10 protein-coding genes are annotated in these 11,939 nt (G+C 74.3%); 5 read left to right on the forward strand and 5 right to left on the reverse strand.

The window, feature by feature from the left end:
• Positions 1-15: 15 nt before the first annotated feature.
• Together HDA31_RS23260 and pruA are read right to left on the reverse strand one after the other, a co-directional pair.
• Entirely contained in the window at positions 16-531 is a 516-nt protein-coding gene (locus tag HDA31_RS23260) for a PadR family transcriptional regulator (protein WP_178063583.1), read from the reverse strand.
• 219 nt (positions 532-750) lie between these two features.
• The gene (gene pruA, locus HDA31_RS23265) at positions 751-2,379 is read right to left on the reverse strand and encodes an L-glutamate gamma-semialdehyde dehydrogenase (RefSeq protein ID WP_178063582.1); all 1,629 of its coding nucleotides are present in this window, start codon (positions 2,377-2,379) and stop codon (positions 751-753) included.
• Between the two features lie 412 nt (positions 2,380-2,791).
• On the opposite strand from pruA, the gene HDA31_RS23270 reads away from it, so the two are divergent.
• The gene (locus HDA31_RS23270) at positions 2,792-3,862 is read left to right on the forward strand and encodes a hypothetical protein (protein WP_178063581.1); all 1,071 of its coding nucleotides are present in this window, start codon (positions 2,792-2,794) and stop codon (positions 3,860-3,862) included.
• Positions 3,863-3,904: 42 nt separating this feature from the next.
• Here HDA31_RS23270 and HDA31_RS23275 read toward each other — a convergent pair whose 3' ends face one another.
• Entirely contained in the window at positions 3,905-4,414 is a 510-nt protein-coding gene (locus tag HDA31_RS23275) for a DUF6912 family protein (RefSeq protein WP_178063580.1), read from the reverse strand.
• Positions 4,415-4,617: 203 nt separating this feature from the next.
• Here HDA31_RS23275 and HDA31_RS23280 point away from each other — a divergent pair, with 203 nt between their 5' ends.
• Positions 4,618-4,845: a helix-turn-helix domain-containing protein gene (locus HDA31_RS23280; protein WP_007074927.1), complete on the forward strand. Its 228-nt coding sequence runs from the start codon at positions 4,618-4,620 to the stop codon at positions 4,843-4,845.
• Positions 4,846-4,944: 99 nt separating this feature from the next.
• Positions 4,945-5,547 carry an Rv3235 family protein gene (locus HDA31_RS23285; RefSeq protein ID WP_178063579.1) on the forward strand — a complete coding sequence of 201 codons (603 nt, stop codon included), beginning with the start codon at positions 4,945-4,947 and terminating at the stop codon, positions 5,545-5,547.
• A gap of 185 nt (positions 5,548-5,732) precedes the next feature.
• Here the strand turns inward: HDA31_RS23285 and secA are convergent, their stop codons facing one another.
• Complete coding sequence (secA, locus tag HDA31_RS23290; RefSeq protein ID WP_178063578.1) at positions 5,733-8,642, reverse strand: preprotein translocase subunit SecA; 2,910 nt, start codon at positions 8,640-8,642, stop codon at positions 5,733-5,735.
• A gap of 162 nt (positions 8,643-8,804) precedes the next feature.
• Between secA and HDA31_RS23295 the strand changes: the two genes are divergently transcribed.
• On the forward strand, positions 8,805-10,010 hold the full coding sequence (locus HDA31_RS23295; RefSeq protein WP_221486669.1) for a GNAT family N-acetyltransferase: 1,206 nt from the start codon (positions 8,805-8,807) through the stop codon (positions 10,008-10,010).
• The gene (locus HDA31_RS23300; RefSeq protein WP_178063576.1) at positions 10,007-11,131 is read left to right on the forward strand and encodes a GNAT family N-acetyltransferase; all 1,125 of its coding nucleotides are present in this window, start codon (positions 10,007-10,009) and stop codon (positions 11,129-11,131) included. The genes HDA31_RS23295 and HDA31_RS23300 overlap by 4 nt, the downstream gene beginning before the upstream one ends.
• A 34-nt stretch (positions 11,132-11,165) precedes the next feature.
• On the opposite strand, the gene hpf is transcribed toward HDA31_RS23300, so the two are convergent.
• Complete coding sequence (gene hpf, locus HDA31_RS23305; RefSeq protein ID WP_043962069.1) at positions 11,166-11,795, reverse strand: ribosome hibernation-promoting factor, HPF/YfiA family; 630 nt, start codon at positions 11,793-11,795, stop codon at positions 11,166-11,168.
• Positions 11,796-11,939: the final 144 nt, after the last annotated feature.

The raw sequence follows: 11,939 nt of genomic DNA on the forward strand, positions 1-11,939 counted from the left end.
GCGCGGTCGACGGCGTCAGCCGACCGGGGCGGACTTCAGCCAGGACAGGGCGGCCTTGTGGTAGGCGACGGCGAACTCCAGCGCGCTGGCGTCGAAGTTGTCGCCCTCCTTCTTGGCGTTCTTCACCTGTTCCCGCACCCGCGCGAGGGCCTCGGTGTGGTATTCATTGGCAGAGGCCTGCAGGTTGCGTAGCTGGTTGGCCGAGTGCAGGCCGCCGAAGGCGATCCGCAGGGCGATCGGGTTGCGGATGGTGTCGCGTCCCGGGTCCTCGGCCAGCCACCGGGAGAACATCCGCTTCCCGGCCGCTGTGATCGCGTAGGGCTGGCTGGAGCGGGGGCCGGGCTTGCCCAGCCGCACCAGACCGCGCTCGGCCAGCACCGGGAGCTCCCGGTAGACCTGGCTGCGGGTCATCGACCAGTACGGGGCGAGCTTGCGCTCGGCGGCGGCCATCAGTTGACCGCCTGTCATGGGACCCTCGTGGAGCAGCCCGAGAAGGGCCGCCGCCGTGGGGTTCACTCCGGAATCCGCCATGCCCATTACGCTGCCACTTTGCCGCCGTGGCGTCCAGGATTTGCCACTTTCGCCACCCGGACGGCTTCCAATGTGCACTGTCGGCCGGCGACAGTCCGTTAAGGGACGGTGACCTGGCGCGCCCCCACCCCGCCGCGGGCGCCCCGCTGGCGCGCGCCCGGGCGTTAGGAAGGGCCCCCTGTGCAACAGAAAGCGCTAACAGGGGGCCCTTCCTTGCGCTCAGCCCATGTGGGGGTAGGTGTGGTCCGTCGGGGGGACGAAGGTCTCCTTGATCGTCCGGGGGGACATCCAGCGCACCAGGTTGTGCCAGGAGCCGGCCTTGTCGTTGGTGCCGCTGGCGCGGGCGCCGCCGAAGGGCTGCTGCCCGACCACCGCCCCGGTCGGCTTGTCGTTGATGTAGAAGTTGCCGGCCGCGTACCGCATCCGCTCGGCCACCGTGTCGACCACCCGGCGGTCGGTGGCGAAGATCGACCCGGTCAGCGCGTACGGGGCGATCGACTCGGCCTGCGCCACCACGTCGTCGAAGCGGGCGTCGTCGAAGACGTGCACGCCGAGGATCGGCCCGAAGTATTCGGTGGTGAACGTCTCGTGCGCGGCGTCGGAGCACTCGAACAGGGTCGGCCGGACGAACCACCCGACCGAGTCGTCGGCGGTGCCGCCGGCCAGCACGGTGCAGGAGGGGTCGCCGGAGATCAGCTCCAGCGCGGCGGTGTGCCGGTCGAACGCCCTCGCGTCGATCACCGCCCCGCCGAAGTTGGTGAAGTCGGTGACGTCGCCGTAGGTCAGCGAGTCGGCGGTGGCGGCCAGCCGGTCCCGCAGCCCGCCGTCCCACAGCGACCGGGGCACGTACGCCCGCGACGCGGCCGAGCACTTCTGGCCCTGGTACTCGTAGGCGCCCCGGATCAGCGCGGTGTGCAGCGCGTCGACGTCGGCGCTGGTGTGCGCGACCACGAAGTCCTTGCCGCCGGTCTCGCCGACCAGGCGGGGGTAGCCCCGGTAGCGGTGGATGTTCTCGCCCACGGTGCGCCACAGGTGCTGGAAGACCTTCGTGGAGCCGGTGAAGTGGATGCCGGCCAGGTCCGGGTCGGCGAGCACCACGTCGGAGACCTCCTCGCCCCGGCCGGTGACCATGTTGATCACGCCGGGCGGCAGGCCGGCCGCCTCGAACAGCCGCATGGTGAAGTGCGCGGCGAACTGCTGGGTCGGGCCGGGCTTCCAGACCACCGTGTTGCCCAGCAGGGCCGGCGCGGACGGCAGGTTGCCGGCGATCGCGGTGAAGTTGAACGGGGTGACCGCGTAGACGAAGCCCTCCAGGGGGCGGTGGTCGAACCGGTTCCACACCCCCGGGGAGGAGAACGGCTGCTCCTCCAGCAGGCCCCGGGCGAAGAACACGTTGAACCGGAGGAAGTCGATCAGCTCGCACGCCGCGTCGATCTCGGCCTGGACGGCGGTCTTCGACTGGCCGAGCATCGTGGCCGCGTTGAGGGTGTCCCGCCAGGGGCCGGCGAGCAGCTCGGCGGCCCGCAGGAAGATCGCCGCGCGCTCGGCGAACGGCAGCGACCGCCACATCGGGGCGGCCGCCTTCGCGGCGGCGACGGCGGCGCGGGCGTCGTCGTGGGTGGCGTGGCCGGTGACGCCGAGCACGTGCGCGTGCCGGTGCGGCTGGACGACGTCGATCGGGTCGCCGCCGGCCATCCGCTGCTCCCCGGCGATGGTCATCGGCAGGTCGATCCGCTCGGCGGCCAGCTCGGCCAGCCTCCGCTGGAGCCGTTCCCGGTCGACGCCGCCCGGCTCGTAGGTGCGGACCGGCTCGTTGTGCGGCTCGGGTACGGAGAACACGGCGTCCATCAGCGCTCCTGGCGATCTCGACAGCGGTGGCGAAACCGGACCCGCGGGCGGCCGGCCGGGTGACCGGACGCCGGGCACCGCGCGGTGTACCGGTCGCGGCGGCGGGACCTGCGCCGATTCTTCCACGGGCCGCCCGCTGCCCCGCTCCGCCCGCTGCCCCGCTCCCGCGGCCGGCCGGTCAGCCCCGGCCGCCCGTCCGCCGGCCAGCACCCGGCCGCCGGCCGACCCCGGCCGCGCCCATGCCGGCCGCCCCGGTCGCGGGCCGGTCCCGTCCGCCGGCCGCCCCGGCTCCCCCCGTCAGCATGGCCCCGGCCCGGCGGCGCGCCCGGCGCGTACCCTGGATGGCCGGTGACCAGCCCGCCGCGTCCCGGCAGCGCCGACGCGGGCCCGGGCGCCCGTCGAAGGGGAGACGATGAGCAACCAGCCCGGCAGCTCCACGGCCGAGGAGCCGGACCAGCCGGTGGAGACCGACCCGGCCGCCGCGCCGGAGCCGGCCGACGAGGCTCTCCAGGTCCCCGAGGCTCTCCCGGCCCCCGGGGGCGCGATCGTCCGCGCCCCCGGCGCGGTCGTGCTCGCGGTGCTGGCGGTCGGCTGGCTGGCGGCGATGCTCTGGTCGACCCGGGCGGCGATCACCTCCGCCCAGGCGGGCGTCACCGCGATCAGCCTCTCCGCGTTCGCGCTGCCCGGGGTGATCTCGGCCGCGCTGGTGGCCGGCGCGGCGGCCGCCCTGGCGGCGGCGAACCTGCTGGCCCGGCGCGGCGTCGACCGGGCCACCCTGCGCTTCGTCGTCGCGACGGGCGCCGGCCTGCTCGTCGGGCTCGCCGCCGCCGTGGTGATCAACCTGACCTACTTCGACAACGCGACCACCAACGTCATCGCCGGCACCGCCGCGGCGGCGGCGACCATCGGCGGCGCGGTGGCCGGCGCCGGCAACGCCCGGGTCGCCGGGGCGGTGGTCACCGCCGCGCTCGGGGCCCTGGTGTTCGTGGTGGCGTTCAGCCGGGCCCGGGACCCCCTGTTCGACCTGTTCGGGGCGGGCGACACCCAGGAGTCCCTGGTCACCGCCGCCAAGTGGGTGTCGCGCACGGAGTCGCTGCTCGCCGGCCTGGTGGCGGGGCTGCTCGCCTTCGCGTACCTGACCTGGGCCCGTCGCCGCGCCCAGCGGCGCGACCCGGCGGCGGGCGACGTCCGCTGGCCCGGTTACCTGCTGGCCGGGGCCGGCCCCGGCCTGCTCCTGCTGCTCGCCGAGGTCGTCATCCGTGTCGGCGGGCGGTCCCTGCTCGACCTCGCCGGCGCGCTGAGCGAGGCGGACTCCGTCGCGCAGACCTCGCTGGGCACCTCCCGGGTGGACAACGGCATCTGGGTGCTCTTCGTCGGCGCGCTCACCGCGCTGATCGCCTTCGGCCGCACCCTGGGCCCGTCGCCCGACGACGCCGCCGAGGACGACGGCGCGGAGGCGGTGGAGGCGAGCGCCGACCGCTGACGGGCACGCGCCGGGTCGGCGGCAGGGCGGGCGTGGCGCGGGTCAGGAGGCGACGCGCAGGAGCTGCTCCAGCTCGGTGACGTCGTACCACTCCAGCTCGTGGTCCTCCGCGCCGTCGACGGTGAACTGGGCGTCGGGGTCGCCGGCCAGGGCCTCGGCGGCCACGTCGGCGGCGGCCGACACGTCGGCGACCGCGACGTCGCCGTCCACGTGCAGAGCGGCCACGGCCGACACCGGCACCGGGCGCACCAGCCGGACGGCGCTGGAGCCGAGCACGTCGTCGGTGCGGCGCAGCGCGGCGGCCGGCACGTCGACGGAGATCACCACGCGGCGGCGGGGCGCGGCCGGGTCGTCGCGCAGCAGGAGCAGGGCGTCCTGGGCGGCGCGGGTGAAGGCGACGTACTCCAGCTCCTCCTCGTCGCCCTCGGCGTACCACTCGCGCAGGGCGGGGGTGACGGCGTGCGCGTCCGTCTCGGGCAGCCCCTGCTCGGGCAGGCGGGCGAGCATGGGCACGATCGCCGGCACGTACACCCGGACAAGCTCGTCGTTCACCGGTGGTCTCCCTCCGCCTCCGGGCCGACGTGCGTGGGCCCGGGCGCCGATCATGCCGTACGCCGTGACCGTCATACACCGCGCACCCGGCCGGCGGGAAGCTGCCGCGCGGACCGGCCGGGCGGCGCGTCGACCGGCGTGGGGCGGCGGCGTCGGCAGCAGGTGGCAAACTGAAGCAAACGATCCCAACCCCGGGAGATTCCGTGGAGCCGAGGTTCCTGCTGCTCTCCGACGTGGCCGCCGAGCTCAACGTGTCGGACTCGCAGGTCTACCACATGGTGCGCAGCGGCGAGCTGCCCGCGATCAAGATCGGTGGCCGGGGGCAGTGGCGCGTCGAGCGGGCCCGGCTGGAGGAGTACATCCAGCGCAAGTACGCCGAGACCGCCGAGTGGGTCCGGGGCAACCCGCTGACCGACCGCGACCCCGAGTAGCCTCCGTCGCACCCCGTGCCATTGACCGGGGCCGCTGCGTGGCCGAGAATCGAGGCTGTCGGAGGCAAACGAAGGCAAACGCAAGCATCGGGGGTTGCGATGATCGAGTCCCGCCGGCCCGGGCCCGTCCGACCCCCGGTGCGGGTCCGCCCCGCGCCGCCGCTCGACCCGCCCTTCGTCGAGGAGCCGGCCGAGGGCTGGCCCCGCCCGGTCGCCGCCCAACTGGCCCTCGACCTGTTCGAGGCGCACCGGCTCGCCCCGCACCGCCCCACCGGCCGACCGCCCGACCCGCGCCCCACCCCCGGCGGCCCCGGCCGGGCCGACCCGACCGCCCCGCGGCCGTCCGCCCTGGTGACCGCCACCCCGGAGGCGACCCGGGCCGCCCAACGCTTCGTCGCCACCTGCCTGGAGATCGTCAACGGCTACCGGCCGCCCGGGCAGATCCGCCCGCTCACCGAGCCCGGCCGGGCCGCCGACGTGGCGCAGGAGCTGGCCACGGCCGCCGCACACACCGGCCCGGTGCGCCGCCGCTCCACCCGCCCCACCGTGCGGCTGCGCCGGCTGCGGGTCTGCGAACCCCGCCCGGCTGCCGTGGAGGCCGCCGCCGTCCTGACCGCCGCCACCGGCCGCACCTGGGCGATGGCGCTGCGCCTGGAGCACCGCCGGGGGCGCTGGCTCTGCACCGCCCTCCAGGTCCTCTGAAGTCGGCGCCGGTGCTCCCGCTCCCCGCCGGGGTGAAGCCCCCATGATCGTCTGCGGTCCTGGCGAACTCGTCCGGCGTGTCGTCCCACCAACCAGCAGGCGATCACGCTGGGCGGCGGAGCCCGCCGACGCGGACGCGGACGGGCCCCGGCGAGAACGCCGGGGCCCGTCGGTGTCGCGGTGGGTCAGTTGCCGCCGTTGGCGGCGCCGTGGCAGCGCTTGTACTTCCGGCCGGAGCCGCACGGGCAGGGCGCGTTACGGGACGTGTTGCCGGACGCGTCGGCCTGACCCGGTGCCGCCCGGCGGGCCGAGCTGGCCGCCGTCGCCTGCCCGCTGCCACCGAACGCCGCCGGGGCGCGCTGGGGCTCCGGGGCCGGCGGGGGCGTCGGCCGGGCCGCGCGCGGCTTGCGCACCGGCGGGGCCTGCTCCTCGGGCCGCTCCACGGCGACCGCGCCGGCCCCCGCCTCGCCGTCGATGGTCGGCGCGGAGTATTGCAGGCCCTGCTGCTGGGGAGCGCGGCCCAGGCCCTTGGCCTTGATCTCCACCGGCTTCTCCAGCAGCTGCACCTCCTCGGCCTCGGGCTCGGCCTCCTGGACCTGCACCTCCAGGTTGTAGAGGAAGCCGACCGTCTCCTCCTTGATGCCGTCCATCATGGTGGCGAACATGTCGAAGCCCTCGCGCTGGTATTCCACCACCGGGTCGCGCTGGGCGTACGCCCGCAGGCTGATGCCCTCCTGGAGGTAGTCCATCTCGTAGAGGTGCTCGCGCCACTTGCGGTCGATGACCTGGAGCAGCACCATCCGCTCCAGCTCACGGGTGCCCTCGGCGCCGAGCTGCTCCTCGCGCCGGTCGTACGCGGCGTGCGCGTCGTCCTTCAGGCGGGCGAGCAGGAAGTCCTGGTCCATGCCGGCCCGGGAGCCGAGCTCCTCCTCCAGCTCGTCCAGGGTCACGCCCACCGGGTAGAGCTGCTTGAGGCTGGCCCAGAGCTGGTCGAGGTCCCAGTCCTCGGCGTACCCGTCGCTGGTGGCCCCGACGACGTACGCGCCGACGACGTCGTCGATCATGTTGCGGACCTGGTCGGAGAGGTCCTCGCCGTTGAGCACCCGCAGGCGCTCGGCGTAGATGACCTGGCGCTGCTTGTTGAGCACCTCGTCGTACTTCAGGACGTTCTTGCGGATCTCGGCGTTCTGGCCCTCGATCTGGGCCTGCGCGCTCTTGATCTGGCGGGTGACCATCTTCGACTCGATGGGCACGTCCTCCGGGATGTTGAAGCGGTCCATCACCGCCTCGACCGCGCCGGCCCGGAAGCGCTTCATCAGCTCGTCCTGCAACGACAGGTAGAAGCGGGACTCGCCCGGGTCACCCTGCCGGCCGGCGCGGCCACGAAGCTGGTTGTCGATCCGCCGGGACTCGTGCCGCTCCGTGCCCAGCACGTAGAGCCCGCCGGCGGCGGCGACTTCCTCCGCCTCGGCGTCGCAGGCCTGCTTCCACTTGGGCAGGACCTCCTCCAGCGCCTTCGCGTACTCCTCCTCGTTCTCCGCCGGGTCGAGGCCGCGCTGGCGCAGCTCGTTGGCCGCGAGGAACTCGGCGTTGCCGCCCAGCAGGATGTCGGTGCCCCGGCCGGCCATGTTGGTGGCCACCGTGACCGCGCCCTTGCGCCCGGCCTGGGCGACGATCTCGGCCTCGCGGGCGTGGAACTTGGCGTTCAGCACGGCGTGCGGGATGCCCCGGCGGCGCAGCAGCTGCGAGATGATCTCCGAGTTTTCCACCGAGACGGTGCCCACCAGCACCGGCTGGCCGGCCTGGTGCCGCTCGGCGATGTCCTCCACGACGGCGTTGAACTTGGCCTTCTCCGTCTTGTAGATGACGTCGGCCCGGTCCTGCCGGACCATCGGCCGGTGGGTCGGGATGCTCACCACGCCGACCTTGTAGACCTTGTTGAACTCGCCCGCCTCGGTCTGGGCCGTGCCGGTCATGCCGGAGAGCTTCTCGTAGAGGCGGAAGTAGTTCTGGAGGGTGATCGTGGCCAGGGTCTGGTTCTCCTGCTTGATCTCCACCCCCTCCTTGGCCTCGATCGCCTGGTGCATGCCCTCGTTGTAGCGGCGGCCGTGCAGGATGCGGCCGGTGAACTCGTCGACGATCAGGACCTCGCCGTCGCTGACGATGTAGTCCTTGTCGCGCTTGTAGAGCTCCTTGGCCTTGATGGCGTTGTTGAGGTAGCCCACGAGGGGGGTGTTCACCGACTCGTAGAGGTTGTCGATGCCGAGGCGGTCCTCCACCTTCGCCACGCCGCGCTCGGTCACCGCGATGGTGCGCTTGGCGTAGTCGACCTCGTAGTCGCCCTCGCCGTCCTTGCCGGGCTGGAGGCGGGCCACCACGCCGGCGAACTCGCCGTACCAGCGGGCGGAGTGCTCGGCCGGGCCGGAGATGATCAGCGGCGTGCGGGCCTCGTCGATCAGGATCGAGTCGACCTCGTCGACCACGGCGAAGTTGTGGCCGCGCTGGACCAGCTCGTCCTTCGACCAGGCCATGTTGTCGCGCAGGTAGTCGAAGCCGAACTCGTTGTTGGTGCCATAGGTGATGTCGCACTCGTAGGCCGCGCGGTGCTCGCTCGCCGGCCGGTTGGGCAGCACCACCCCCACGGTCAGGCCGAGGAACTCGTGCACCCGGCCCATCCAGGCGGCGTCGCGCTGGGCCAGGTAGTCGTTGACCGTGACCACGTGCACGCCCTTGCCGGACAGCGCGTTGAGGTAGACCGCCATGACCGAGGTCAGGGTCTTGCCCTCACCGGTCTTCATCTCGGCGATGTTGCCGAAGTGCAGCGCCGCGCCGCCCATCACCTGCACGTCGTACGGCCGCTGGCCGAGCACCCGGGCGGCCGCCTCGCGCACCGTGGCGAACGCCTCCGGCAGCAGGTCGTCGAGGGTCTCCCCGTCGGCGAGCCGCTCCCGGTACTGGTCCGTGAGACCGCGCAGCTCGTCGTCGCTGAGGTTGACGTAGTCGTCCTCGATCGAGTTGACGGCGGCGGCGATGGCCTTCAGCCGGCGCACCATGCGGCCCTCGCCCGCGCGGAGGACCTTTTCCAGAATCGACACGGATCAACGCTCCCCTAGACAGTCTCGACCCATCGTAGGCGCTCCGTCGGCCCGATGGTCACTGGTGGCGGCGGTCTGATCGGCGAGAAACCGACATAACACTCCGACCGCCGGCCGGGCGGCGGGATATCCGGTTACGCCCAGCGCGAAAGATCCGGCACGATGGCTCGGGTGGAACCCGTGGAGCTCACCGAGGACGGCCTGCTGCTGCGACCCTGGCGGACGGCCGATGCGGACGCCGTGCACCGGGCCTGCCAGGATCCGGACATCCAGCGCTGGACCACCGTACCGCGCCCGTACCTGCCGGAACACGCCCGCGCCTTCGTCGGCCAGATCAGCGCCGGGGACTGGCGGGCCGGGACCCGCGCGCCGTTCGCCGTCTGCGACGCCGCCACCGGCGAGCTGCTCGCCTCGTGCGGGCTGGTCTCGGTGGACCGCACGACGGACTCCGGCGAGGTCGGCTACTGGGTCGCGCCGTGGGCCCGGGGCCGGGGCGTCGCCACCCGGGCCACCCGGGCCGTCGCCCGCTGGGCGTTCGACGCGCTGGGGTTGCGCCGGCTGGTCTGGCAGGCCGAGATCGGCAACCACGCCTCCCGGCTGACCGCGCTGCGCGCCGGCTTCCGGGTCGAGGGCGAGCTGCGGCTGGCCGACCCGTCGCCCGGCGGGCGGCCGGAGGGCTGGGTCGGCTCCCTGTTCCCCGGGGACCTGCCCGCGCCGGGCGAGGCCGGGCCGGCGGGGCCGGACTCCCTCGACGCCCGTCGGGCCGCCGTCTTCGGCCGGCCGCAGCCCACCCTGTTCGCCACGGTCGCGGGGCGGGAGCTGCGGCTGCGGCCGATCGAGGAGGGCGACCTCGACGCGATCACCGACACCTGCCGGGATCCGCACACGGTCGAGTGGACCACGGTGCCGGCCCCGTACGAGCGGGCGGACGCCGAGAGGTTCAGGCGCGACGTCGCCGACGCGGCCTGGGCGCGCGGCACCGGCGCGTACTTCACCGTCGCCGACGGCGACGACCGCTACGTCGCCTCGGTCGACCTGCGCCTCGCCGCCGCCGACCCGGCGCAGGCCATGGTCGGCTTCATGACCGCGCCGCACGCCCGGGGCCGGGGATACCTGCCGGCGGCCACCACCGCCCTGGCCGCCTGGGGTTTCACCACCCTCGGCCTGGCCCGCGTCGAGTGGCGCGCGCTCGTCGGCAACACCGCGTCCCGCCGGGTCGCCGAGAAGGCCGGTTTCACCATGGAGGGCACCGCCCGCGGCTTCCTGCCCACCCGCGCCGGCACCCGCGCCGACGCCTGGGTCGCGTCGCTGCTGCCCGGGGACCTCGCCGCGCCCGCACCACCCGGACCGTCCCGGGGCAACCGGTGAACGCGGGCCGCCTGCCCGAGACCGTCGGGGGCGACGGGGTGCGGCTGCGGCCGTACCGCCTCGCGGACGTGCCGGACATCGCGGCGGCCTGTGTCGACCCGCTCACCCAGCGGTTCATCTCGGGCATGCCCAGCCCCTACACGGAGGCCGACGCCCGGTGGTGGGTGACGGAGGGCGTCGCGGCGGCCCGGGCCGCCGGCGGAGCCTCGTACGCGATCGCGGACCCGGCCACCGACCGGCTGCTCGGCGGCGCGGGCCTGGGCAACCCGGTGCCGGTGCGGGAGCAGGCGGAGCTGGGCTACTGGGTCGCGCCGTGGGCGCGGCGGCGGGGTGTGGCCACGGCCGCGACCCGGGCGCTCGCGGCGGCGGCCTTCGCGCACGGCACGGCCCGCCTGGAGCTGCTCACCCACCTGGAGAACACGGCCAGCCAGCGGGTCGCGCTCGCCGCCGGGTTCCGGCACGAGGGGGTACGCCGGGCGGCGAACCTGGCGCGCGGCGGCGGCCGGCAGGACCTGGTCTGCTGGGTACGCCTGGCCGACGACCCGCCCGGCCCGACGACCCGCCTCCTGCCCGACCTGCCCGGCGGGCGGCTCACCGACGGCGTGGTGACCGTGCGCCCGGTCGGGCCCGACGACGCGGGGGCGATGTTCGCGCTGCACAGCCTGCCCGAGGTCGTCGCGAACCGGGTGCCTCCGCGCGCGCCGACGCCCGCCGACGTCGAGCGGCGCTGCCGGCTGGCCGGCGTCCGCTGGCTGGCCGGGGAGGCGGCCGACCTGGCCATCCTGGACGCGCACACCGGCGAGCTGACCGGCGGGTGCATGCTCTACCACGACGAGCAGGCGACCGGGCAGGCGATGGTCGGATTCAGCCTGCTGCCCGCCGGACGGGGCCGGGGCCTGGCCACCCGGGCGGTGCGCCTGGTCACCGGGTGGGCGTTCGACGGGGTCGGGCTGGCCCGGGTCTGGGCGGGCGCCCGGCCGGAGAACGCGGCCTCGCAGCGGGTCCTCGCGCGGGCCGGCTTCACCCGGGAGGGCCTCCTGCGCGGCCTCCTGCCCGGCCCCGGGGGCACCCGCGTCGACTCGGTCCTGTACGCCCGGCTCGCCACCGACGAGCCCCGCTGACCCGGGGCCGGGTCAGCGGGGCGTGGTCGTCGGGTCAGGTGTCGAGGGAGATGATGCCGTAGTCGTAGGCGTGTCGCCGGTAGACGACGCTGGGGCGGCCGGACTCCTTGTCGTGGAACAGGTAGAAGTCGTGCCCGACCAGTTCCATCTGGAACAGCGCGTCGTCGACCGTCATCGGCTCGGCGGGATGGACCTTCGCCCGCGCGATGTGCCACGGCTGGTCGTCGGGTTCCTCCTCGAACCGCTCGGCGACGGCCGTGGCCGTGCCGGCGCCGTCGAGGGCCGCGACGGGCGCCCCGAGGCCGGCGACCGGCAGGTCGGCCGTGGCCGCCGCCACGGAGATCGGCGCGTGCCGCCCCCGGTGGACCCGGCGGCGGTCCGCCGCGCGGCGCAGCCGGTTGTCCAGTTTGGCGATCGCGGCGTCGAGTGCGCTGTAGAAATCGTCGGTGCAGGCCTCGGCCCGAATCACCGGACCACGGGAAACGCACGTTATCTCGACCCGCTGGCAATGGTCGGACTGGCGCGGATTGCGCTCGTGGAACAACTCGACATCGACGCGAATAAGCTTGTGATCGTAACGTTCGATCTTTGCGAGCTTCTCGGCTACGTGCACCCGGTAATGATCCGGGACCTCGACGTTGCGGCCCTTGACCACGATGTCCACGTGACCTCCCTTGTTCGGACGGTCTTCGATCCGGAAATCCCGGCCGGCTCGCCTTCTGGGAGACCCCACGCTCGGCGTCGACCGGGTCAGTGCGGCTACGCCTCCTCTCACCGCCGGGGGCGGGTGGGAATGCCTTCCTACCCC

The organism is Micromonospora carbonacea (assembly GCF_014205165.1).
GTDB classification, from domain to species: Bacteria; Actinomycetota; Actinomycetes; order Mycobacteriales; family Micromonosporaceae; genus Micromonospora; species Micromonospora carbonacea.

What these genes read in the sequence shown, in the direction of transcription:
- HDA31_RS23260 (WP_178063583.1), bottom strand. Translation starts at nt 531, where the DNA reads ATGGCGGATTCCGGAGTGAACCCCACGGCGGCGGCCCTTCTCGGGCTG.
- pruA (WP_178063582.1), bottom strand. Translation starts at nt 2,379, where the DNA reads ATGGACGCCGTGTTCTCCGTACCCGAGCCGCACAACGAGCCGGTCCGC.
- HDA31_RS23270 (WP_178063581.1), top strand. Translation starts at nt 2,792, where the DNA reads ATGAGCAACCAGCCCGGCAGCTCCACGGCCGAGGAGCCGGACCAGCCG.
- HDA31_RS23285 (WP_178063579.1), top strand. Translation starts at nt 4,945, where the DNA reads ATGATCGAGTCCCGCCGGCCCGGGCCCGTCCGACCCCCGGTGCGGGTC.
- HDA31_RS23295 (WP_221486669.1), top strand. Translation starts at nt 8,805, where the DNA reads ATGGCTCGGGTGGAACCCGTGGAGCTCACCGAGGACGGCCTGCTGCTG.